The 21,985-nt window shown below is 43.1% G+C and carries 22 protein-coding genes; 9 read left to right on the top strand and 13 right to left on the bottom strand.

Annotation, left to right across the window (positions count from 1 at the left end; translation table 11 throughout):
• Nucleotides 1-40: 40 nt before the first annotated feature.
• Nucleotides 41-1,507 carry a cytochrome C biosynthesis protein gene (locus CXF80_RS12155; RefSeq protein WP_101033113.1) on the bottom strand — a complete coding sequence of 489 codons (1,467 nt, stop codon included), beginning with the start codon at nt 1,505-1,507 and terminating at the stop codon, nt 41-43.
• A gap of 295 nt (nt 1,508-1,802) precedes the next feature.
• Here CXF80_RS12155 and CXF80_RS12150 point away from each other — a divergent pair, with 295 nt between their 5' ends.
• Entirely contained in the window at nt 1,803-2,297 is a 495-nt protein-coding gene (locus CXF80_RS12150) for a Spy/CpxP family protein refolding chaperone (protein ID WP_101033112.1), read from the top strand.
• Between the two features lie 202 nt (nt 2,298-2,499).
• On the top strand, nt 2,500-3,369 hold the full coding sequence (gene fieF / locus CXF80_RS12145) for a cation efflux pump FieF (protein WP_101033111.1): 870 nt from the start codon (nt 2,500-2,502) through the stop codon (nt 3,367-3,369).
• A 174-nt stretch (nt 3,370-3,543) separates the two neighbouring features.
• Here the strand turns inward: fieF and CXF80_RS12140 are convergent, their stop codons facing one another.
• From CXF80_RS12140 to typA, 6 genes are all read right to left on the bottom strand, one after another.
• Nucleotides 3,544-4,773: a sensor domain-containing diguanylate cyclase gene (locus CXF80_RS12140; protein WP_101033110.1), complete on the bottom strand. Its 1,230-nt coding sequence runs from the start codon at nt 4,771-4,773 to the stop codon at nt 3,544-3,546.
• A gap of 135 nt (nt 4,774-4,908) precedes the next feature.
• Complete coding sequence (gene glnG, locus CXF80_RS12135) at nt 4,909-6,321, bottom strand: nitrogen regulation protein NR(I) (RefSeq protein WP_101033109.1); 1,413 nt, start codon at nt 6,319-6,321, stop codon at nt 4,909-4,911.
• Nucleotides 6,322-6,357: 36 nt separating this feature from the next.
• Entirely contained in the window at nt 6,358-7,395 is a 1,038-nt protein-coding gene (glnL, locus tag CXF80_RS12130) for a nitrogen regulation protein NR(II) (RefSeq protein ID WP_101033108.1), read from the bottom strand.
• A gap of 139 nt (nt 7,396-7,534) precedes the next feature.
• Nucleotides 7,535-8,059: a DUF4124 domain-containing protein gene (locus CXF80_RS12125; protein WP_101033107.1), complete on the bottom strand. Its 525-nt coding sequence runs from the start codon at nt 8,057-8,059 to the stop codon at nt 7,535-7,537.
• Nucleotides 8,060-8,191: 132 nt separating this feature from the next.
• Nucleotides 8,192-8,503, bottom strand: a complete 312-nt coding sequence (gene ppnP / locus CXF80_RS12120) for a pyrimidine/purine nucleoside phosphorylase (RefSeq protein ID WP_101033106.1) — start codon at nt 8,501-8,503, stop codon at nt 8,192-8,194.
• 475 nt (nt 8,504-8,978) lie between these two features.
• The gene (gene typA / locus CXF80_RS12115; RefSeq protein WP_101033105.1) at nt 8,979-10,790 is read right to left on the bottom strand and encodes a translational GTPase TypA; all 1,812 of its coding nucleotides are present in this window, start codon (nt 10,788-10,790) and stop codon (nt 8,979-8,981) included.
• 479 nt (nt 10,791-11,269) lie between these two features.
• On the opposite strand from typA, the gene glnA reads away from it, so the two are divergent.
• From glnA to CXF80_RS12100, 3 genes are all read left to right on the top strand, one after another.
• Entirely contained in the window at nt 11,270-12,679 is a 1,410-nt protein-coding gene (gene glnA / locus CXF80_RS12110) for a glutamate--ammonia ligase (protein ID WP_101033104.1), read from the top strand.
• 123 nt (nt 12,680-12,802) lie between these two features.
• Nucleotides 12,803-13,204, top strand: coding sequence for a hypothetical protein (locus CXF80_RS12105; RefSeq protein ID WP_101033103.1), 402 nt, complete (start codon nt 12,803-12,805; stop codon nt 13,202-13,204).
• A gap of 246 nt (nt 13,205-13,450) precedes the next feature.
• On the top strand, nt 13,451-13,921 hold the full coding sequence (locus CXF80_RS12100; protein ID WP_101033102.1) for an Lrp/AsnC family transcriptional regulator: 471 nt from the start codon (nt 13,451-13,453) through the stop codon (nt 13,919-13,921).
• 100 nt (nt 13,922-14,021) lie between these two features.
• Here CXF80_RS12100 and CXF80_RS12095 read toward each other — a convergent pair whose 3' ends face one another.
• Nucleotides 14,022-14,669, bottom strand: coding sequence for a DUF2959 domain-containing protein (locus CXF80_RS12095; RefSeq protein ID WP_101033101.1), 648 nt, complete (start codon nt 14,667-14,669; stop codon nt 14,022-14,024).
• A gap of 47 nt (nt 14,670-14,716) precedes the next feature.
• Complete coding sequence (locus CXF80_RS12090) at nt 14,717-14,941, bottom strand: hypothetical protein (protein WP_101033100.1); 225 nt, start codon at nt 14,939-14,941, stop codon at nt 14,717-14,719.
• A gap of 105 nt (nt 14,942-15,046) precedes the next feature.
• Between CXF80_RS12090 and CXF80_RS12085 the strand changes: the two genes are divergently transcribed.
• From CXF80_RS12085 to CXF80_RS12070, 4 genes are all read left to right on the top strand, one after another.
• A complete protein-coding gene (locus CXF80_RS12085) occupies nt 15,047-16,012 on the top strand; it encodes a virulence factor BrkB family protein (protein WP_101033099.1) in 966 nt (321 codons plus the stop codon).
• 60 nt (nt 16,013-16,072) lie between these two features.
• Nucleotides 16,073-16,510, top strand: coding sequence for a D-aminoacyl-tRNA deacylase (gene dtd, locus CXF80_RS12080; protein WP_101033098.1), 438 nt, complete (start codon nt 16,073-16,075; stop codon nt 16,508-16,510).
• A 50-nt stretch (nt 16,511-16,560) separates the two neighbouring features.
• Entirely contained in the window at nt 16,561-17,055 is a 495-nt protein-coding gene (locus tag CXF80_RS12075; protein ID WP_101033097.1) for a thioesterase domain-containing protein, read from the top strand.
• A 149-nt stretch (nt 17,056-17,204) separates the two neighbouring features.
• Nucleotides 17,205-17,798 (top strand): FMN-dependent NADH-azoreductase, encoded by a 594-nt coding sequence (locus tag CXF80_RS12070; RefSeq protein ID WP_101033096.1) that lies wholly within the window; start codon nt 17,205-17,207, stop codon nt 17,796-17,798.
• Between the two features lie 465 nt (nt 17,799-18,263).
• Here the strand turns inward: CXF80_RS12070 and CXF80_RS12065 are convergent, their stop codons facing one another.
• From CXF80_RS12065 to CXF80_RS12050, 4 genes are read right to left on the bottom strand one after another with little or no spacing between them, the layout of a single operon-like run.
• The gene (locus tag CXF80_RS12065) at nt 18,264-19,490 is read right to left on the bottom strand and encodes a beta-ketoacyl-ACP synthase (protein WP_101033095.1); all 1,227 of its coding nucleotides are present in this window, start codon (nt 19,488-19,490) and stop codon (nt 18,264-18,266) included.
• Nucleotides 19,487-20,212, bottom strand: a complete 726-nt coding sequence (locus CXF80_RS12060; protein WP_101033094.1) for a 3-ketoacyl-ACP reductase FabG2 — start codon at nt 20,210-20,212, stop codon at nt 19,487-19,489. Before CXF80_RS12060 ends, CXF80_RS12065 begins: the two co-directional genes overlap by 4 nt.
• A 48-nt stretch (nt 20,213-20,260) precedes the next feature.
• Nucleotides 20,261-20,752, bottom strand: a complete 492-nt coding sequence (locus CXF80_RS12055) for a hotdog family protein (RefSeq protein WP_101033093.1) — start codon at nt 20,750-20,752, stop codon at nt 20,261-20,263.
• A gap of 4 nt (nt 20,753-20,756) precedes the next feature.
• Nucleotides 20,757-21,959 carry a beta-ketoacyl-[acyl-carrier-protein] synthase family protein gene (locus CXF80_RS12050; RefSeq protein ID WP_101033092.1) on the bottom strand — a complete coding sequence of 401 codons (1,203 nt, stop codon included), beginning with the start codon at nt 21,957-21,959 and terminating at the stop codon, nt 20,757-20,759.
• Nucleotides 21,960-21,985 lie beyond the last annotated feature (26 nt).

The following is a 21,985-nucleotide window of genomic DNA, read 5'->3' as shown; positions in this document are numbered from 1 at the left end:
TGCCAATATTAAATCATATCAACATTGCACAGTTTTACATTTACCCTGCTTTATTTTGCACTACGTAGCGTTTAATTCTGGCAATGATAAAAGTGAGTACAATCGATCCAAGGATCAGGCCTACCGAAAAGACTGCATTTTGCAGTGAGTTAGGATTAAAGACTAACATGCTGCCTAACCCTAACATCATAATACCTGACATCAGTTTAAGTACTTCGCCTTCTTTTTCGGTCAGTTTGCGTTTACCTAACGTCATTGAGAACACAATCACAATTACGGCAAGTGGGATAACATAAACCACATTATAAGCAATGAGGTATAAGTAACGTTGCATGGTATCGAGATCTGATAATGACAACACCGAGGTGTAAATCATCGGGAAGCCTGCGGTGCACAGTAGTTCATAGGTATTGGCTAGAATAGCCAGAATGGTTGAGCCTAAAATCATGGTGGGTAATGAACTGGCTTTAGATAATTTACCCATACGTTTTATCAGTGAACCACGATTTTCGACTGACATTGAAAGGCTAACGTCGCCGCGGCCATAGAAGTAATCTTTTATATTCACTATCGCTGCGATCAAGGCCAATACCCCTGCACAAGTGATAATGATGCCGCCATCACCGCCGCCGAGTAGTTGGAATAAATTTAACCAAGCACTCATAAATATAAAATAGATAAAGCCTGAGAAAAATACAAAAATACCGCCCACTAATAGCATACGTCTACGGCTGCCGGCGTTAACCATAATGCTCAGTAAAAACAGTAATACGAAAAAGGCGCAGGGATTAAATGCGTCGACACCCGCTAATACTATGGTCAGTACAGGCAATGACATTTGTTCAGGATGCACTGCACCAATTAGTGGAATGTTGACAGGCTGAACCGATGGTACTGGCGTAATGTCACTGGCTTGGTCAAATGACATGCCACAAGAACCTTCGGCTTGAGGATCATCACTGTTGTCACCACAGGTTTCAAATAATGGCGTATTTTCAACTGGAGTCGCACCTAGAAAATCATCGAGCTTATCGCCAATATCAGCTTTACCACCATGACGTTGGTAGCAGTTGACTAAACGCTCTAGGATGTAACGCCCTGTGACATCATGGTTGTTATAGCCGACTACGGCCTCGCCACAAATGGCAAAGTAGGGTACCGATTTAGGTTCAATACCAGTCTGTTGGCCCATTTGCATGAGTTTATCGACATTACCGGGTTCGCTAATGGCGTAGTCGTGTAATTCAATCCAGTCAAAACGTTCGCCTAGGGCGTCAATAAAAGGGTGCGCTTCGCGACAGTGCGGGCAGGTTTTTGACCAAAAAAAGTGCAGCTTTACCGACACTTGTTGATCATGTTGGCTAACCCACAGAGGGTCGTCTGCGTTATGCATTTGAGTCGTGGTTGCTGCGGTATCTGCAGCGTCAACCGAGTTGGAAGCACTGGCACTCGGTGCCAGTAAGAAGACACTAAAAAGTAAAAGTAATGGGCCAATCAATCTGTTCATAAATAATCTCGTTAATATCGTTAATATCGCAAATATCGCTAATAATATGATTTTATGCCCTTAAATGATCGCTGTAAGTGCTAAGTCAAAATAACGTTAACTGGCTCGCATTACGGTGATATTAATATGCAAATATGCCAGCTGGATCATGAAATCGGCTGTTTAAAGTGTTAAGGGAAATATTCTTTACACAATTTTACCCAAGCATAACCCTCATTGACATTGCATTCGGTAAACTGAGTATCAAATCTGCTAAGGCAGAAAATAAATCCCATTCATACCGAGGAACTTAACAATGAAAACATCATCAATCATCAAAACGAGTTTAGTTGCCTTAGTGGCAAGTTCGGCTTTATTAGCTGGCCAGTTATATGCGGCAGACACGACTACCGATACAGAAGTAAAGACAGCGTCTATGTATCAAAAGGGTGATATGCATCATGGTCGTAAAGGGGGTATGCATAAAATGATGCATATGCTTGATTTGACTGCCGCTCAGAAAACGGATGTCAAAGCGATTATGCAAAAGTATAAAGCTAACCGCCCTGAGCGCCCAACTAAAGAGCAGCGCGCTGAGCACCGTACAGAAATGTTAGCGTTAATCACTACCGCTGGTTTTGACGAAGCAAAAGCAACTGAAATGGCTGAAATGCAGCAACAAAAGCATTTACAAAAGATGCTGACGCATTTGAAAATGCAAAACGAAATTTATCAATTATTAACGCCTGAACAGCAACAAACGTTTCAAGATCAATTTAACCTAGGTAAAGGCCACAAACCTCGCCGTTAATGGTTAATTGATACAATATCAGGTTAAACTGATAAAAGCCGTTACCTTTAGGTAATGGCTTTTTTCATTCATGCAAGTTTGCTAATGGTCACACTTTGCATAAGACCAGCAGTTACTTTAGTAAACTTTATCCTAATTAAGCAATGAACTTGCTATAGTAAGCGCAGTTAAATCATCCGTAAAAAGAGCCGATAATTCCTTTATGAGTACCTCTTCTGAATATGACTTTTGGGTCAAATTAGCCAGCCGCGCGTCAGTGGCAACTGCGCTGTGCCTTATTGTCATTAAGTTAATCGCTTGGCTGCACTCGGGATCGGCCAGTATGTTAGGGTCATTAACGGATTCATTTGCTGATGCACTCGCTTCGATTGTTAATTTTATTGCTATTCGTTACGCCATTGTTCCCGCGGACAAAGACCATCGTTATGGCCATGGTAAAGCAGAGCCGTTAGCGTCATTAGCCCAGGCCGCCTTTATTTTGGGGTCGGCGTCATTGTTATTATTGTATGGCGGTGAAAAGTTAATTAACCCGGTTCCTGTTACCAATGCGCTGAGTGGGATTGTGGTGTCTATCATTGCGATTGTGCTGACATTTGCCTTAGTGTTGCTGCAACGACACGCTCTGGTGAAAACCAATAGTTCATTGGTTGAAGCCGATTCATTACATTATAAATCTGATTTGCTACTCAATGCTGCCGTGTTATTAGCGCTAGTATTGGCACAATATGGCTGGTGGTGGGCTGATGGTCTGTTTGCCGTATTCATAGCATTATTTATTGGCAATCAAGCGCTTGGTTTAGGTTATCGTTCAATTCAAAGCTTACTGGATCGTGAGTTAGACAACGACACTCGCGACAAGATTAAAGCGTTAGCCAAGCAAGATCCTCGCGTTCAAGGCGTTCATGATTTGCGCACTCGTCAAGCGGGTAAAACCACGTTTATTCAATTGCACATGGAATTAGCCGGTGACTTGTCCTTGCATGACGCTCATGAAATAGCAGATAAAGCGGGGTTGATGATTAAAGAGGCGTTTGATGATGCTGAGGTGATTATTCACCAAGATCCGGTATAAGTTGACGAGTTCTGTCAACATTACCCGGTTGCATTAGGTTTATCTACTTAACCTCGACTCTGGTTAAAAGATGGCGGAAGTAGAGTAACGCCCAATACTTCACCTATTTCATAACCGCTTATTCTCCCGAGCTGAGTGTGATGGGTAATCAGGTAATCAGGTAATCAGGTAAGCTTATGCAAACACTAGCTGGTGAGTGATTTGTGATCGCGCTTGCTCTAGGGCTGTGTCTGCACGAAAAATAAGAGTGTCGATAGTGTCGTTAGCTTGCCAGTTTGATAACCCAACAGAGGCACTAAAACGAATATGCTTATCCGTAGCGGGTTCGATTAGGGCTGCATTATTGATACTATGACGAATACTCTCGGCAATTTTTAGTGCCATTTTTTTGCTGTCAGCTTGGATGATGGCAAGAAACTCATCACCACACCAGTGGGCTAATAAATCGGTATCAGCCAGCTTGCTTTGGCAATGTTGAGCAAAATGAATTAATGCTTTATCACCGATATCATGACCAAATAAATGATTAATTTGCTTTAAGTCATCTAGGCCCATTAATACACAATAAAGGTGTTCATGTACAAGGGTGCTATCGGTCATTAATTGTTGACTAAAATGTATTAGCCCTCGTCGATTAAGGGTATTAGTCAGGTAATCAGTATAGGTTTGTTTATCAAGTTTCTCTGTTAATAAATAAGACTCAGTGACATCTATCATGGTCACTTGAATCGCTGACTGCCCCTGCCAACTGATAACACTTTCCAGTAATTTTACCCACATTAAACGGCCGCTTAAATGTAAACATTTGATTTCAAAAGAGTGAGATTTTATTTTGCTCGCTAATAACACAGCGTTCGCGTCTACCCATTGCTCTTGATAGGCAGGTTCAATCACATCTAAAATTGAGGGTAGTGACATAATGGTTTGAGTATTAGGGTAACCGAATAGCTGAGCCAACGTTTGATTGCAATGCAGTGGGCTAAAGTTACGATGCACCAACACCCCTTGAATAGAGCCATTAACTAATTGTTGATAGCGATGTTCACTCTGTACTAATGCATGTTTAAGCGTGGTGGATTCGGTTAAATCAACAATCGTGACTTGCAGTGCAGGGCGCCCTTGCCATTCGACAATATGTTCAATCGTTAATACGTTGATTAGCATGCCTAAACGGTTACGATTAATGTAATTGCGTACCTGCGGCTTTTCGATACCGCTCATTAATGCGTAGTAAGTGTGTGCAGCGACGTCCTGCATTTCAGGATCGATTAACTCTAAAATACTCTTCAGCGCTAAAATATCTTGAGCTGTATTATAACCGAATATTTTTGCATAATTATCATCAGCATAGAGTGGTATAAAATCTTGATGAATAACTACACCAGAATGAGCATCAAAATCCACAATCTGTCCTTATTTGAATGTTATATTTTAAGGTAACATTTTTAGTGGATAAATATTCTAATCCTCTTGGTTATTTGCATGATTATGTGATGAATAAACGCGATAAACTATACTATTGGAGATAATGTTCACTTGTTAGTCCATTGACAGTTCTTTCAATTTACGGGTTAGGGTATTACGCCCCCAACCTAGACGCTTAGCGGCTTCTTGTTTATGGCCTTGGGTATGTCTTAGGGCTGTTTCAAGTAAAATACGTTCAAATTCAGGTTGAACTTCAGTTAATAAATCACTTTCACCAGCAGCAAGCTTTTCATCAATCCAATCGGTTAATGCGGTCTGCCAATCCGTTGCCCCAGCCGATTTTTGTTGAGCACTGATCGGATCTTTAAGTAATTCAGGAGGCAAATCTTGCGGTAAGATTTCTTGTCCAGAGGCCATTACGGTCAGCCAACGGCAAGTGTTTTCCAGTTGGCGAACATTGCCTGGCCACGGTAAATTGGCCAGTTTTACCGCGGTTTCTTTGGTGAGTATTTTTGGCTCAACGCCAATCTCTTTCGCCGCGGTGTTTAAAAAGTGATTGGCGAGTTGGGCAATGTCTTCACGGCGTTGCGATAACGGCGGTAAGTGCACTCTGATCACATTGAGGCGATGAAACAAATCTTCGCGGAAGGTGCCTTTTTGCACCAGCACCTCAAGATTTTGGTGGGTTGCAGCAATAATTCGCACATCGACTTGCACGGCTTGATGACCACCGACACGATAGAATTGCCCATCGGCAAGCACGCGCAATAATCGGGTTTGCACATCGATTGGCATGTCACCAATTTCATCTAAAAATAGGGTGCCACCATTAGCTTGTTCAAAACGACCTTGGCGCACATTAGCGGCACCTGTGAACGCACCTTTTTCATGGCCAAAGAGTTCTGATTCAATCAAATCTTTTGGGATAGCGGCCATATTTAACGCGATAAACGGTTTTTCTTTACGAGGACTGTGTTTATGCAATGCCCCTGCAACTAACTCTTTACCCGTGCCTGATTGGCCATTAATCAGCACACTAATCGATGAACGTGATAACCGACCTATTGCACGAAATACTTCCTGCATAGAGGGGGCTTCACCAATAATTTCAGGGGTTTTTATCGTTGTATCAATAACGGGTTGTGGCGTTTGTTCGGTTGCATGAGTCAGTGCACGCTCAACTAAATTAATCGCTTCATCAATATCAAATGGTTTGGGCAAATATTCAAATGCCCCCGCTTGATACGCACTCACTGCACTGTCTAAGTCTGAGTGGGCGGTCATGATGATCACTGGGATATGCGGGTAATGCAGTTGTAAGCGATCAAGCAAGGTTAAACCGTCAGTACCCGGCATACGGATGTCTGAAACGATGACTTGAGGTTGTGATGCTTCTAAAGCTTGCCATAAGGATTCTGCAGCAGCAAAACTGGCCGTTGATAGCGATGCGCCTTTAAGGGCTTTTTCGAGTACCCAACGGATCGAACTATCATCATCGAGGATCCAAACTTGTTCACTAATGTTCATGTTACTACCTCATTCTGCCTACATAGGGCATGCTAGTTATTGTAATGGCAGGTTAATAATAAATTCGGTGTGGCCTGGAGCCGAAACACAATCGATGCGACCGCCGTGTAATCGGGCAATGTTATGTGCAATGGATAAACCTAAGCCTGAACCCTCGTCACGACCGGTGACCATAGGGTAGAAAAGGGTATCGATTAACTCGCAAGGAATACCGGGGCCGTTATCAATAATGGATAAGGCGAGTACCACTTTATAGCGCTGTGTTCCAATGGTGACTTGATGTTGAGTGCGAGTCCGAATGACAATATCGCCACCACAATGTTCTAACGCTTGTATCGCATTTTGGACAATATTCAATACTGCTTGCTGCATTTGATCTGGATCCATCTGAATATCTGGAATCGATGGATCATAATCTCGTTTTAAGCAGATATTGTCTGGCAGTGCCATTTCGACTAACTTAAGCACTTTTTGAATCACTTGATGGATATTGTGTTCAGCATGTTGCGTTGGTCGTTGTGGGCCAAGTAAACGGTCGACTAAATTACGCAATCTATCTGCTTGTTCGATAATCAGACTGGTAAATTCTTTTAATTCGGGCGAGTCGAGCTCTCGCGATAACAACTGCGCAGCGCCTCTAAGGCCGCCCAGTGGGTTTTTAATTTCATGGGCTAAGTTACGTACCAAAAACTGTGCAGCTTGCTGTTGGGCGTCCATATTAAGCTGCTGATGAATGCGCCGTTGTTGGTCGACTTGACGTAGTTCTAAGATGCTGAGGTTATTGTCATTTTCAATAGGCATCAAGGTGATATCAATAGTGTGGTGCTGACCATCTAGGGTAATTAATGCGGCGGTATTGACCGTGAGTCCTTGGCCAGCATTAATGGCATCGCGTAGTAATTGTGGATCAACCCCCATGAGTTGATAAAGCTCGGGAAGCGTCTGTTCGAGTAGCTTATGATTACCGACTCCCAATAATTGTGCGGCCGCGGCATTGGCATAGCACGGCTTGAGCTCGTTATTAATAACAAGCACCGCGGTGACTAAATGATTGAGAAGGTTATTTGTGTCCATTAGCCGTCCTAGTATAAGGTTGCACCATCATGATGCACCACATTGGTGCATTACACAACCCGGTACACACAAGCACTCTCTAAGATAAAAAGCCAGAAATAAGCTTGTAAGCTAATGAATTAAATGGTTTTTATCTTAACTATTTAGACTTTTTTGCAGGTCCAAATACTGATGCTTGGTGAAGGAATATCTTTCTAGGAGAGCTTGATGCAAGGACTTTGCCGCTTTGTGTTACAGCATTAACAACAAGAGAATGTTCACCTCGATTAATGCCCGTTAATTGGAACACTGGCGAAACTTGTGGTTGAGCAATGATGACCCCATCGATTAATAATGTCAGCAACACCCCTCGAGGTAACTCGGGCGCAACGCTAGCAGACACGGTAAAATTACCGTTATTATCACGGACAGTGGCTTCTTGTTGAGGGGAGGTAATCGAGATAGTGTAGTTAATTTGAGTTTCTGTTGTAGGCGTTACATTGAGTTTTTTAGGTATATTAATCGTTATATTATTTTGCGTGTTTTCATTTAGATCAATAGCTTCAGCATTATTTTTGGGTTCATCTGAGTAATGCACTTTGCCATTTTCATCTACCCAACGGTATACGGTCGCAAGGCTTTGGGCACTCAATAATAGTAAACCAATAAGTATGATAAGGCGCATGATGCACTCCATAAAACGATAGTTTCAATAGAGTAGACGTTTTTAAAGAAAAAATCAGCTTAAACTGTTTTGATTAAGCTGAATATAAGCGGGCAATATTAAGCCGCTATTGTTTATTTAGGTGCAACAACACTAGATGTATTGGCAGCAGTATTCTGAAATTTTTGCCGTACGGAGACTGAAGCTCACGTTTGGTGCAAGTTCAAACTGGCTGCCTGTAGCGTATATAACCCACTCAGTTTGACCCGGTAATAACACGTCAAACTCGCCAGAAATGACCTGCATTATTTCGCCTTGAGCAGTGGAGAACTCATATTCACCAGGCAATACAACACCCAGAGTTTGTTTACTTCCATCTGCTAACACTACGCTTCTACTGATCACTTTACCGTTAAAATGTACATTGGCTTTTTTAGCGACGCTTACCTGTTGCAACATACTCATATGTTCTCCCTAAAAATGATATTGATTTCAATCTATCTGCGTTTACGTAAAATATCTAGTTAAATATTTTCATCTTGTATCGCTAGAGTCGCTTCGCTGCTAGGGCGGACTGCGTCCTGCTAGAGTCGCTTCGCCGCTGCTAGGGCGTGACTTCGTCACTGTTAGTGTTGTCGCTTCGCTGCTAGGGCGTGACTTCGTCACTGTTAGTGTTGTCGCTTCGCTGCTAGGGCGTGACTTCGCCACTGTTAGTGTTGTCGCTTCGCTGTTAGGGCGTGACTTTGTCACTGCTAGAGTTGCTTAGCTGCTAGGCTGTTGACTTTATAGCCTCTAGCCGCGAAGCGTACTAGCAGCGCAGCGTTCTAGGCTCTTTCGCTTTTAGCCTGTATATACTAGGCAACAAAAAGCCCAGATGCAGGCATCTGGGCTTTTTAGGTATCAAGAGTAGCAAATGTAATCTGCTACTGTTTAATACTGATTAACTGCGGTTATGACGCTTACGTTCGTTTTCAGTTAAGTATCTCTTACGAACACGAATATTCTTAGGAGTCACTTCAACTAATTCATCATCATCGATGAACTCAAGAGCTTGCTCAAGAGTCAGTGTAATCGGAGTCGTCAATACTTGCGCTTCATCAGTACCTGATGCGCGCATGTTAGTTAGCTGCTTACCTTTGAGACAGTTTATTGTCAAATCGTTAGAGCGAGCATGGATACCAACTACTTGACCTTCATACACTTCAGCCGCGTGGCCAATAAACAAACGACCACGGTCTTGTAAAGTAAAGAGTGCGAACGTTAGTGACTTACCTGTTCCGTTTGAAATCATTACGCCGTTAGCACGTTGACCAATATCGCCACCTTTGTGTGGACCGTAGTGATCAAATGAATGATAAATTAGACCAGTACCCGATGTTGAGGTTAAGAACTCAGTTTGGAAACCAATCAAACCACGGCTTGGGATAATAAAGTCAATACGAACACGACCTTTACCATCAAGCTGCATATCTTTCATTTCAGCTTTACGAATACCTAATTTTTCAATTACGGTACCTTGATGACCTTCTTCAACGTCAACCGTTACTGTTTCGTAGGGTTCATGTAGCTCACCATCGACGGTTTTCAGAATAACTTCTGGACGCGATACAGCTAATTCGTAGCCTTCACGACGCATGTTTTCAATTAAAATCGATAAGTGTAATTCACCACGACCTGATACACGGAAACGATCTGGACTGTCAGTTTCTTCAACACGAAGTGCGACGTTGTGAACTAATTCAGTCTGTAAACGCTCAAGAATGTTACGTGAAGTCACATACTTACCTTCTTTACCCGCGAACGGAGAAGTGTTTACTTGGAACGTCATTGTTAGTGTAGGTTCATCAACAGTTAACGGCGGCATTGCCTCTACGGCACCCACTGCACAGATAGTGTCAGAGATCTTAAGCTCGCCTAAACCGGTAATCGCAACGATGTCACCCGCATTGGCAATGGCAACTTCATTACGTTCTAGACCCATATAACCTAATACTTGGCCCATTTTACCGTTACGAGTCTTACCGTCAGCGCCAATAATAGTCACTTGTTGGTTAGTCTTAACGTTACCACGGGTAATACGGCCAATACCGATAACACCCACGTATGAGTTATAATCGATTTGAGAAATTTGCATTTGGAACGGCGCTTCCGCATCCGCGTCAGGGAAAGCTACTTTCTCAACGATAGTTTGAAACAGCGGCGTCATATCATCGCTAGCTACATCTGGATCTAACGTTGCAAAACCATTTAATGCAGAAGCATAAACGATTGGGAAATCTAATTGTTCGTCAGTGGCACCTAAGTTAACGAATAAATCGAATACTTGGTCAATAACCCAATCTGGACGAGCACTTGGACGGTCAATTTTGTTGATAACAACAATTGGCTTAAGGCCTTGAGCGAAGGCTTTCTTGGTTACAAAGCGAGTTTGTGGCATTGGACCATCAACTGCGTCAACCAACAATAATACTGAATCGACCATAGATAGAACACGTTCTACTTCGCCACCGAAATCGGCGTGGCCAGGAGTATCTACGATGTTAATACGGTAGTCGTTCCACTGGATGGCAGTATTCTTTGCCAGAATGGTGATCCCACGTTCTTTTTCAAGATCGTTAGAATCCATAACCCGCTCAGTAGCTTCTCCACGAGATGCAAGGGTTCCTGACTGCGCCAACATTTTGTCTACCAGGGTTGTTTTGCCATGGTCAACGTGGGCAATAATGGCGATGTTACGTAAATTCTCTAGCACGGATAAACCTCTAAACCATCAAAAAAAAAAGGGAGCTAACAGAAGCTATTTATTATTACAGCTACTGTAAAAAAGCGTGCCATTCTACTTCACAGCAGCTTTTGTAGATAGGATTATTTTTGAACACATGTAAATCTTTCGTTTACTAAGCCTCAAAAAACAGTATAAAACGTTTATATATTAAACATAATCGAGGTGTGATGCAAAATGTGGCATGATTAAAACACCAGCATTAACATGACGCACTATTATGGACTTTTGCACTATGATGAAACATAGTAATGCACGTCATTGGTGCAAAATCATAATTTAGAAGATGAGGGAACGTTCTCATCTTCATAAAATCAACTAGTTAACGAACTGGCATGAATATCGCTTCACTGCTGTTATTATGTAAATATTCGTTTTGCAGATGCATCATCTGGCGAATACCAAGATTATATTAAGGGACAACCCTTTACCCTACCGGAGGCTTGAGAATGTCAGTTGAATCAGTTTTAAAACAACTAGAAGAGTTAGAAGTTAAGTTTGTAGACTTACGCTTTACCGACACTAAAGGTAAAGAGCAGCACGTTTCTATCCCATCTCACCAAGTAAATGAAGATTTCTTTGAAGACGGCAAAATGTTTGACGGTTCTTCAATTGTAGGTTGGAAAGGCATTAATGAATCTGACATGGTGTTAATGCCAGATCCAACGACTTTTGTGTTAGACCCTTTCACGGAAGAAACGACCGCACTTATTCGTTGTGATATTTTAGAACCGGGTACCATGACAGGTTATGATCGCGATCCTCGTTCTATTGCCAAAAAAGCCGAACAGTATCTTATTTCTACTGGCATTGCTGATACCGTATTGATTGGTCCAGAGCCTGAATTCTTCATATTTGACGATGTCCGTTTTGGTACTGATATGTCAGGTTGTTTCGTGAAGATTGACGCTAAAGAAGCTTCATGGAACTCAGCTAAAAGCTATGAAGAAGGCAACACCGGTCATCGTCCAATGGTGAAGGGGGGTTACTTCCCAGTTGCGCCAGTTGATTCGTCACAAGACTTACGCTCTGCAATGTGTTTAGTACTTGAAGAAATGGGTCAAGTGGTTGAAGCGCATCACCACGAAGTGGCCACAGCTGGTCAAAATGAAATCGCAACACGATTCAATACATTGACTAAGAAAGCTGACGAAATTCAAATTCTTAAGTATGTTGTTCATAACATGGCTCATGCTTATGGCAAGACAGCGACATTTATGCCAAAACCAATCGTGGGTGACAACGGCAGCGGCATGCACGTGCATCAGTCTTTAGCTAAAGACGGGGTAAACTTATTCGCTGGTGATAAGTATGCTGGTTTGAGTGACCTTGCGCTTTACTACATTGGCGGCATCATTAAGCATGCTCGTGCATTGAATGCATTCACTAACCCAAGCACAAACTCTTACAAGCGTTTGGTACCGCATTTTGAAGCGCCTGTGATGCTTGCATATTCTGCACGTAACCGCAGCGCGTCAATTCGTATTCCAGTGGTACCAAGCCCTAAAGGTCGTCGTATCGAAGCGCGTTTCCCTGATCCACATGCCAACCCATACTTAGCGTTTTCGGCATTGCTAATGGCCGGTCTTGACGGTATTCAAAACAAGATCCACCCAGGTGAAGCAATGGACAAAGATCTGTATGACTTGCCTGCTGAAGAAGCGGCTGAGATCCCACAGGTTGCGACTTCATTAGAAAACGCACTTGAAAATTTACAAGCGGACCATGAGTTCTTGACTAAAGGTGGCGTGTTCAGCGAAGACTTTATCCAGTCTTATATTCAGCTTAAAACAGCAGAATCTGAACGTGTAGCGCGTACGACTCATCCGCTTGAGTTTGAAATGTACTACAGCTTGTAATTCTTGTATCGAATTGCATAGGCAAGCAAGCAATAGAAAAACCCGGTAATTGATTATCGGGTTTTTTTTTGCCGATCCAAAAGAGATATAAATGTTCGTAAGTTGTCGTGGTCACCACCATTTATGGGGTTAAAAAGCAATGCTTATGCGAGCACGATGCAAGGCGTAGCTGGTGCAATTAACAGCAGTAAAACATTGGTTTATTCAGCTTGCACTATCAGTACTGATTGTGATGAAAAGGCGGCAGTAGGAACGGCTGCAGTAGAAACGGGTAATGGCCTTGGTAACAGTCTTATTGTACTGGGCCAATCAATCACCTTAGCTTATGGATATCCGCGCCATACTGGTGCTGGAATAGCTCGAATGACCAATATTGCCGACATCAGTGATGGTGGTGAGTTTATTTTAACAACCTATACCGATTCTGGACGTTTAGGTATTGGTATTCGCCTAATGCAGACCATGCCGCCAATAAATGTGAATGTTGTTATTCCTAGCCTCAGGCCGTGGGTCAAACTCCGCTAGTTGAAGTGTATATTGATCAGTGTTAGTACTTTGTTCAGCTAAGGCATATTGGTACTTTTTATCCCTGGTATTGTGACGCTATCAATGTGATTGTGGCTGATGTTGTGCAGTTTCTAGACTCTATAGAGCAAAAGTGTGACAGACCATCTCATTGAATAAATTGATAGTGTGGTAAATTTGTAGAGGATTTCACTCATAAATATGATATTTATACCACTAATCACTCACTAAAAAGCGACTTGTTCAATGGATAAGAAAGACCTCAAGCTATTAGAAATCTTACAACGTCAGGGCCGAATGGCTATTTCTGAATTAGCCGATAAGGTTAATATGTCAGATACTCCTTGTTTACGACGAGTAAAAAAGCTTGAACAAGATAAAGTGATTTTGGGTTATGGTGCGCAGGTTGATCCTCTTAAAGTGGGATTGAATATTGTGGTTTATACCTCGGTACGCTTAACGGAACATACTGATCAGTCGACAGCATTATTTGAATCAACCATGGCACCACTGCCTCAAGTGATGGAATGTGCTGTGATAACCGGAGCCTATGATTATTTGCTCAAAATAGTCGCCAAAGACCTAGTTTCCTATGAACAATTTATCAAGAAATCACTCGGTAACCTCAAGTTTGTCGCCAGCATTGAAACTACAGTGGTTTTGAAGCAAATATTTAGCCGTACGGCTTTACCTGTGGACGAATCGCCGATTGAGTAAGCACATTACTATAAATACCCAAAAGCAGCACCTAGGCCGTCATAGACTGTGACAGCATAGGTTACCGCTAAGGGCGTTACTTGATATAGGTAGGTAAGGTTTAACCTTGTTCCATTGAGGCAATAAACTGATTCGATTCGGCAATCGATTTGTTCATTTCGTTAATCAGACTGGAGATATCCGTCTGTAAATTGGCAAATTCGCCTTTAATTGCGCCAATGGCTTGTGCGTTTAGGTTATGCTTTAAATACAGCATATTGTCTTTCATCGCGGTTAAAATCGGTGGCATTTTGGCTTCTGCCCGACGCATACTTTTGACTAGCGAGTAATATGACCGCTTGGTCTTGTTGAGCGTATTGGTGCTGTTACGGCGTAAACTGGCTTTACTTATCTCTTCGATTTCAGTTTGCCATTCGTCAAATAATGCTTCAGCGACATCTTCAACTTTTTCAATACGGCGACTGACTTCATCTGCCGCTGACTGCGCAGATTCATACTCATCTTTTGCTTTGTTATAGGCATCGTCTAAATCACCACCATCAAACGCCAATAGAGCCTGCATTTCTTCCAAAGCAGAACTAAATTGCTCCTGAGCTTCTTGTTGCGACTCTTTAGCACTTTGCACTCTATCGACCATGATGTCGCGCTTGTGATAGCCAACTTTTTCCATTGCACCGTAATAGGCACTTTGACAGCCGCTCAACAGTAAACTGCTACTTAATAGCGCCAGTGATATCCATTTTTTCATCAATGTGTCTCTTTTATTGTCTGAGGCGAAAAGTGACCTCGTTGAGGTTAACTGCCTGATTTAAATTTTGCTGCGTCGATGATGCTCCATAAATGGAATAAACCACCGATAATGGCTGGGATGACCAACACAAAAAAGAAATAGCAAACGGCAGTAATGCAGAAGAATAACAAAGCCGCTAAAATACGCCCTTGTAAAAGCTGACCTAAGCCCGGGAAAAAAAAACTAGCGACAGCAGCGAGCACATTGCCCGCCGAACCTTGTTGTGACATCAATTTGCTCCATTGTTCGATGACTAATATGTTATAACATTGTACGAAGTTAGTGACTGAATACAAACGTTATCTCCCCTAACGTGGCAAGAAAGAAGGATTATTATGCCCAAAAAGTTTGATTACAGCCCGATTGTGGCTTTTTTTAGCGGGGTTTGGCAGTTTCTACGCCATCTCAAACAACGGCTTACTGAAGACCAAATCAATATACGAGCAGGTCATTTGGCTTATGTGACCTTGTTGTCACTGGTGCCTATGGTGGCCGTTACTATGTCTATGCTATCTGCGTTTCCGGTGTTTAAAGGCATTCGCGGTAATATTGAAGGATTTATTTATAATAATTTTATACCTGCTGCGGGTGATACGGTTCAAGTGCATATTAATGAGTTTGTGGCCAATGCATCTAAAGGGACCTTTGTGGGTATTGTTGCGTTAGTGTTCGTTGCCATTATGCTGATTTCTGCTATCGACAAAGCGCTGAATAACATTTGGCGGATCACTGAACAGCGCTCTTACGTGGTGTCATTTTCGATGTACTGGATGGTATTGACGCTTGGCCCTGTTCTTATTGGTGCAAGTTTGCTGGCAACCTCATATGTGGTGTCATTAGAGGTGGTGACGGGTAGTGAGTTGTCTGGATTAGTTCCGAGGATTATTGAGCGTCTGCCATTGCTGTTTTCTGTTGCATCGATATTGCTGTTATATATGGTCGTGCCGAATAAGAAAGTGCATTTTTTACATGCCTTATTGGGGGCCATTGTTGCGGCGGTATTATTTGAAGCGGGTAAAAAAGGCTTTGCGTTTTACGTGACTCAATTTCCGAGTTATGAAGCCATATATGGTGCGCTGGCAGTGATCCCTATTTTGTTTGTATGGGTGTATTTATCGTGGATTATTGTATTACTTGGGGCAGAAATTACTGCGGCATTACCAGAATATTTAGGCAGTTTGGCTGTTATCGCTGACGACCTAAAAGCCGAAATATTTACTGAGCCTAAAGATGATCATATTAATAATGTGGATGATCAGCGGGTGGTGAGTAAATCGGTATCGTCATCTGATAAGTATTAGGAGTGATCGTGATTAGTTTATCCAATAATTGTCACCCAATAGTCTATTTTTAGGGCCGTTATGATTGCTTTAATTCAACGTGTTAAACGCGCATCCGTCTCGGTAGATAGCACGATAGTCGGCAAAATTGACCAAGGCTTGTTAGTATTACTAGGTGTAGAGCGTGAAGATAATATTGAGAAAATGGTTAAGCTAGCCACAAAAGTCATTCGTTATCGGGTGTTTAGTGATGAAAATGGCAAAATGAATCTTAATCTGGCACAAGTCGCCGGACAGTTACTGGTGGTGTCACAATTTACCTTGGTAGCCGATACCGATAAAGGCTTAAGGCCCAGCTTTTCGAGCGCAGCAACCCCTGAGCAAGCCGATCGTCTCTATCAGGCGTTTGTGGAATATTGTCGTCAACAAGGGGCCATTACTGAAACCGGCCAATTTGGTGCAGAGATGCAGGTTGAGTTGGTCAATGACGGTCCTGTGACCTTTAATTTACAAGTATAAAGTGTATCTGTTGTGTATGGTCCACTCGTTGTCATCAGAGGGATATTGCTATGTTCGATTTGTCATTGACCGAAGCACAATCAGATGCCGAGGTCAGCGCATTATTACAGACTTTGTGTGAAACTTGGCACAATACCATCCCTGCCAGTAAGTTTATGCAGATTGCACCAGTATTGTTTAATGGTGATAGCTTACAGGTCACAGCGCCTATTGCTCCCAACATTAATTTACATCACACCATGTTTGCGGGCAGCATCTATACCTTAATGACATTAACCGGATGGGGAATGGTGTGGTTACAGCAGCAATTATCTCAAGCACATGGCGACATTGTATTAGCTGATGCGAAAGTAAGGTATTTAAAACCGGTTACTAAACAGCCTTATGCCAAAGTCATTTGGCCTTATACCGATTTGACTCCATTAACCCGTGGTCAGCTAGTGAAAATCACCTTAGAAGTGGCTCTGTATTGTGATGAGATTATGTGCGCCACGTTTACCGGACAATTTGTATCGTTTCCGCCAAAGATTGTTAGCTCAGAGTAGATAATTAATGGACGGGTATTACTTTCTATTTTATCGAACGTAACTGCAAAATTATTGCGCTATTTTTCTTTTTTATAGATCAATATACTCATTTCATTGGTCAGGCGCATAGCCATGTGACCCAACAAACAGATGGGTGAGAATTAACAATGGCAAAAGTATTAATTTTAAAATCAAGCATTCTAGGCAGTTATTCACAATCTTCAGCATTAGTGGACTATTTACATCAGCAATGGAGCCGTAAAGGTGCGCAGATCACCGTGCGTGATTTAGGCAGCCAACCCGTGCCAATGTTAGATGGTGAACTTGCTACAGGTTTACGCGGTGGTGAGGATCTTTCTGAGCGTCAATTATCAGCACTCGCGCTATCGAACGAATTAGTGGCTGAAATTAAACAGCATGACAGCATTATTATTGCAGCGCCCATGTACAATTTCACCATTCCTACGACGTTAAAAAATTGGATTGATTTCATCGCTCGTGTAGGTGTGACGTTTAGTTATACTGCAACAGGACCGGTTGGCTTAATTGAAGGTAAGCGGGCGATTATTGTTACCACTCGCGGTGGCGTCCACAAAGATGGTGCAACTGACCATGTGGTGCCTTACCTAACGACATTATTAGGTTTTATTGGGATTAACCATGTGGAAACGATTTATGCAGAAGCCTTAAATATGGGCCCTGATGCTGCAGAAGCCGGCATTAGCCAAGCTAAGCTTGCTATCGATGAACTTTCACTTTAATTAATTCATACCCAAACGACTTCGAAATGCAGGATTGTGCATGTCCATAAGTGACAGAGTTCAAGGGTCTAAGAATAGGGCGCCTGCGGCTGCTAGAGCGACCTTCGGTCTGCTAGGGACAGCTGCGCGGCTAAAATTTTATAGCATCTAGCCGCGCAGCGTCCTAGCAGCGTAGCGATCTAGGCTCTTGCTATAGGATTTTATAGTAACTAACCGCGCAGCGTCCTAGAACCTCGGAATAGTGATATTAAAAAGGAAATAACTATTCTCTTCAATCACTGCCTTGTTCAGTTATCCTACGGGAGCCCTGAAACGAGCATGTTGAAGTGGCTTGGGTATATACCGTTACTTAAATAAAGTTCTCTGCTTAAAAACTTAACGCTTAATGAGACTTTAACGTTTCATTAAGCGTTTTTTTATGTCGGATTTTACTCTTATTGGCAAATTACTGACTCCCCGTTGCCATTAATGCCAGCGTTTAAAAATCAATGAAGTATTAATGCCCCCAAAGGCAAAATTATTGCTCATGACATAGTCTGTATCGATAAGGCGGATATCGTCTTTAATGTAATCGAGCGGGGCGCATTGTGGGTCAATATTGGTGAGGTTGAGTGTTGGCGCAAACCAGCCTTCGTTCATCATTTCAATACTGGTCCACGCTTCCAATGAACCACAGGCACCTAAGGTATGACCGGTGTAACTTTTTAGTGATGAAATCGGCGTATTCGTGCCAAATACAGCATGGGTAGCGGCGGTTTCAGCGATGTCACCGCGATCGGTTGCGGTGCCATGGGCACTAATATAACCAATGTCTTGTGGCGTTAACGCGGCATCTTTTAAGGCTAAACGAATCGCCACTTCCATGGTTTTTGCATTGGGTTGGGTCACGTGTTGTCCATCTGAATTGGTTCCAAAACCAACCAGTTCAGCATAAATTTTGGCGCCACGGGCTTGAGCGTGCTCAAGCTCTTCTAATATAAGAGTACAAGCACCTTCACCTATCACTAAACCATCACGTTGACTGTCAAATGGGCGTGGTGTTTGAGCTGGCGTATCATTTTTGGTGCTGGTAGCAAACAAAGTATCAAATACCACAGCTTCGGTAGGACAAAGTTCTTCAGCGCCACCCGCTAACATAATGGTTTGCATACCATATTTAATCGCTTCATAAGCGTAGCCAATACCTTGGCTCGCAGAAGTACATGCACTGCTGGTAGTATGGACTCGGCCTTGTAAGCCAAAAAACACGCCAATATTTACGGCCGTAGTGTGGGCCATCATGCGGATATAGCTGGTAGCGGTTAACCCTGACATATCGCCGGTTTTTAACATATCGCCAAATCCCATTATCGGATCGGTACTGCCAGTTGATGAGCCGTAAGCCACGCCTACTTGGCCAGAGTTAACAATAGGATCATTTAACAGACCAGCATCTTCAAGCGCGAGTTCACTGGCGCGAGTGGCCATCATGGACACTCGCCCCATTGAGCGAATTTTTTTACGTGAATAGTGTTTAGGGAGAACAAACTCGGTCACAGGCGCGGCAAGGCGAGTATTTAACCCTGGGTAGCGATCCCATTCATCCATTTGAATGACGCAGTTATGTTTAGCGAGTAGGCTGGCTTTAATTTGCGCCCAGTCCTGACCCAATGCACAAATTCCCCCCATGCCTGTAACGACAACACGCTTCATATCATGCCTCCGTTAACTGAAATCACTTGGCGTGTAATATAGGCGGCATCGTCTGACAATAAAAAGTTAGCAAGGCCGGCTATTTCACTGGGTTTACCCATGCGCTTCATCGGCACCATTTGGTTGACCATATCGGTTGAAATGTCCGTCACCATGTCGGTTTCAATTAGCCCTGGGGCGATACAATTAACGGTGATTTTCCGTTTTGCCAACTCAAGTGATAAGGCTTTGGTTGCACCAATAATCCCCGCTTTTGAGGCGCTGTAATTCACTTGCCCCCGGTTACCTGCGATGCCTGACACTGAGGCGAGAGTGATAATACGTCCGCCTTTACGAGCTTGAACCATAGGCATAACCGTAGGATGAATAACATTATAAAAACCATCAAGGTTAGTGTGAATGACACTGTCCCATTCGTGTTCAGTCATGGCTGGAAAAGCGGTGTCGCGGTTGATACCTGCATTGAGAATAACGCCATAATAGGCTCCGTGTTCGGCAATGTCAGTTTCGATAGCAAGCTTAACTGCCTGACGGTCAGCAATATCAAATTGCAGTAAACTGACCTGAATACCCAGATCTAATAAGCTTTTTTGTACTTGTGCGGCGGCAACATGATTGCTGTGAAAGTGCAGCGCAATATCAAAACCATTCTCGGCTAATTTAATTGCGATGGCTTTGCCTATTCCTCGGCTTGAACCGGTAACTAATACTCTATTATTCAAAATGTCTCTCCGTGATTGATTCGAGGAACTCAAATGGGGATAAAAAGGTTAGTTATTAACTTGGCTGTTATTAATATAGGTTTGGGTATCTTGGGGTTGAAATACATTGACATTGGCTTGTGCCACTAAGGTATCTTGATGATAAATATGGCAATCAAATACCGCTAACCCCGACTCTTCTTGATATAACCTGGTGACTTGAGTGCGATAAGACTCACCTAAGGTAAACGTGTCTATGTGCATTTGTAGCTTGCGAGTGCCGAGTAAAAAACCGACTCGGATACCTTCGTGATCGAGTCGTGCCTCTACACCGGCTAATGCTGCAATGCTTTGGGCCATATATTCGATGCCCACGTAATTAGGAACACCATTGAGTTGGCGGTCAAAATAGGCACTGTCTGGGCGAATATGGGTTTCAGTAATCAAGCTGTCTGGATAGTGCTCTAACAGGTTATCAATCAAGATCATCGGCGCGCGATGCGGAATAAAAGTACTGATGTCTTGCGCTAACATAGCGGCATTTGCTGTGCGTGTTGGCATGAAACTAGGCATCCTTTCGACAAAAAATCAGGCTGGCATTACTGCCACCAAAGGCAAATGAATTACTCATAATGAAATTGAGCTGACTTAACCCAGTATTACTGTTGGCATTGACCAGCGCAATGTGCGGGTCGTTATCATCAAACTGACCATCCCAGATATGAGGTGGTAGGCGCTTGCTATCATTAAGTGGACTTAATAATAAATAGCAAAAAGCGGCCTCAATCGCACCCGCAGCCCCTAAGGTATGACCGGTAAGCGGTTTGGTTGAACTGCATGGGGGTAATGATTGGCTAAATACCGCTGTTATGGCTCGTGATTCCATCGCATCATTTTTAGGGGTAGCGGTGCCATGTAGATTGACATAATCAATTTGCTGCGGCGAAATATTCGCCGCGGTTAAGGCTTGTTGCATGGCGGCAATCGCGCCTGTTCCTTCTGGGTGTGGTGCCGAAATATGATGTGCATCGGCAGACTCACCAACCCCGGCCAACATCACCTCACTTTGACCACGTTCTAAGGTAAATAACGCCGCGCCTTCACCAATGTTAATTCCATCTCGATGGCGACTGAACGGATTACAATGGCCTTTGGATATGGATTCTAATGCGGCAAAGCCATTAACGGTTAACTGACACAAACTGTCTACGCCGCCAACAATCACCATATCGCAGAGATCTGCATTGAGTAATCGCTGTGCACTGGCAAACACTTTGGCGCTCGATGAACACGCAGTCGAGACGGTATAACAAGGGCCAGAGAGTGCAAATAACTGCTTTAGATAATCACTGGTACTGCCCAATTCCTGTTGCGAGTAATGGTAGCTCGGGGGAAAATGCCCATGTTCAAGTTGGTATTTTAACGCGGCTTCACCTTTGGAAATACCCGAGGTGCTTGTGCCTAACACCACCCCAATACGATCTGCCCCAAAACGTTGTTTGGCTTGTGCTATCGCAGGGACGAGTTGTTGTGCCGCGGTATTTAATAAGCGATTATTACGACACGTAAACAGACTTAAATGATCAGCAATATCGATTAAGCGTGTCTCATCGATGCAACCCACTATGGTAGGGGCATTGAACAATAGATTATCGCGCCATTGCATGGCACTGATATCACCCTTAATGAGGCGTGGCAGCACCTCTTCTGGCGAGTTCCCCAGAGGTGTACACAATCCGATGTGAGTTATTGCTATGCGACTATTCATACTTGGTTTTATTGCCTATTTATTAC

The sequence above is a fragment of the Shewanella sp. Actino-trap-3 genome (assembly GCF_002836275.1).
Classification (GTDB): domain Bacteria; phylum Pseudomonadota; class Gammaproteobacteria; order Enterobacterales; family Shewanellaceae; genus Shewanella; species Shewanella psychromarinicola.
The sequence above is the reverse complement of the archived record's forward strand: the minus strand, read 5'-3'. Positions and strand labels throughout refer to the sequence as shown.

Bases quoted from the DNA above. Each gene is read 5' to 3' on its own strand.
- CXF80_RS12090 (WP_101033100.1), bottom strand. From the start codon at position 14,941: ATGTCACAACAAGGTTCGGCGGGCAATGTGCTCGCTGCTGTCGCTAGT.
- CXF80_RS12155 (WP_101033113.1), bottom strand. From the start codon at position 1,507: ATGAACAGATTGATTGGCCCATTACTTTTACTTTTTAGTGTCTTCTTA.
- CXF80_RS12075 (WP_101033097.1), top strand. From the start codon at position 16,561: ATGTTCGATTTGTCATTGACCGAAGCACAATCAGATGCCGAGGTCAGC.
- CXF80_RS12125 (WP_101033107.1), bottom strand. From the start codon at position 8,059: ATGCGCCTTATCATACTTATTGGTTTACTATTATTGAGTGCCCAAAGC.
- glnL (WP_101033108.1), bottom strand. From the start codon at position 7,395: ATGGACACAAATAACCTTCTCAATCATTTAGTCACCGCGGTGCTTGTT.
- dtd (WP_101033098.1), top strand. From the start codon at position 16,073: ATGATTGCTTTAATTCAACGTGTTAAACGCGCATCCGTCTCGGTAGAT.
- CXF80_RS12055 (WP_101033093.1), bottom strand. From the start codon at position 20,752: ATGCCAACACGCACAGCAAATGCCGCTATGTTAGCGCAAGACATCAGT.
- CXF80_RS12105 (WP_101033103.1), top strand. From the start codon at position 12,803: ATGGGGTTAAAAAGCAATGCTTATGCGAGCACGATGCAAGGCGTAGCT.
- glnA (WP_101033104.1), top strand. From the start codon at position 11,270: ATGTCAGTTGAATCAGTTTTAAAACAACTAGAAGAGTTAGAAGTTAAG.
- CXF80_RS12065 (WP_101033095.1), bottom strand. From the start codon at position 19,490: ATGAAGCGTGTTGTCGTTACAGGCATGGGGGGAATTTGTGCATTGGGT.
- glnG (WP_101033109.1), bottom strand. From the start codon at position 6,321: ATGAACATTAGTGAACAAGTTTGGATCCTCGATGATGATAGTTCGATC.
- ppnP (WP_101033106.1), bottom strand. From the start codon at position 8,503: ATGAGTATGTTGCAACAGGTAAGCGTCGCTAAAAAAGCCAATGTACAT.
- CXF80_RS12050 (WP_101033092.1), bottom strand. From the start codon at position 21,959: ATGAATAGTCGCATAGCAATAACTCACATCGGATTGTGTACACCTCTG.
- CXF80_RS12100 (WP_101033102.1), top strand. From the start codon at position 13,451: ATGGATAAGAAAGACCTCAAGCTATTAGAAATCTTACAACGTCAGGGC.
- CXF80_RS12095 (WP_101033101.1), bottom strand. From the start codon at position 14,669: ATGAAAAAATGGATATCACTGGCGCTATTAAGTAGCAGTTTACTGTTG.
- CXF80_RS12085 (WP_101033099.1), top strand. From the start codon at position 15,047: ATGCCCAAAAAGTTTGATTACAGCCCGATTGTGGCTTTTTTTAGCGGG.
- CXF80_RS12070 (WP_101033096.1), top strand. From the start codon at position 17,205: ATGGCAAAAGTATTAATTTTAAAATCAAGCATTCTAGGCAGTTATTCA.
- fieF (WP_101033111.1), top strand. From the start codon at position 2,500: ATGAGTACCTCTTCTGAATATGACTTTTGGGTCAAATTAGCCAGCCGC.
- CXF80_RS12150 (WP_101033112.1), top strand. From the start codon at position 1,803: ATGAAAACATCATCAATCATCAAAACGAGTTTAGTTGCCTTAGTGGCA.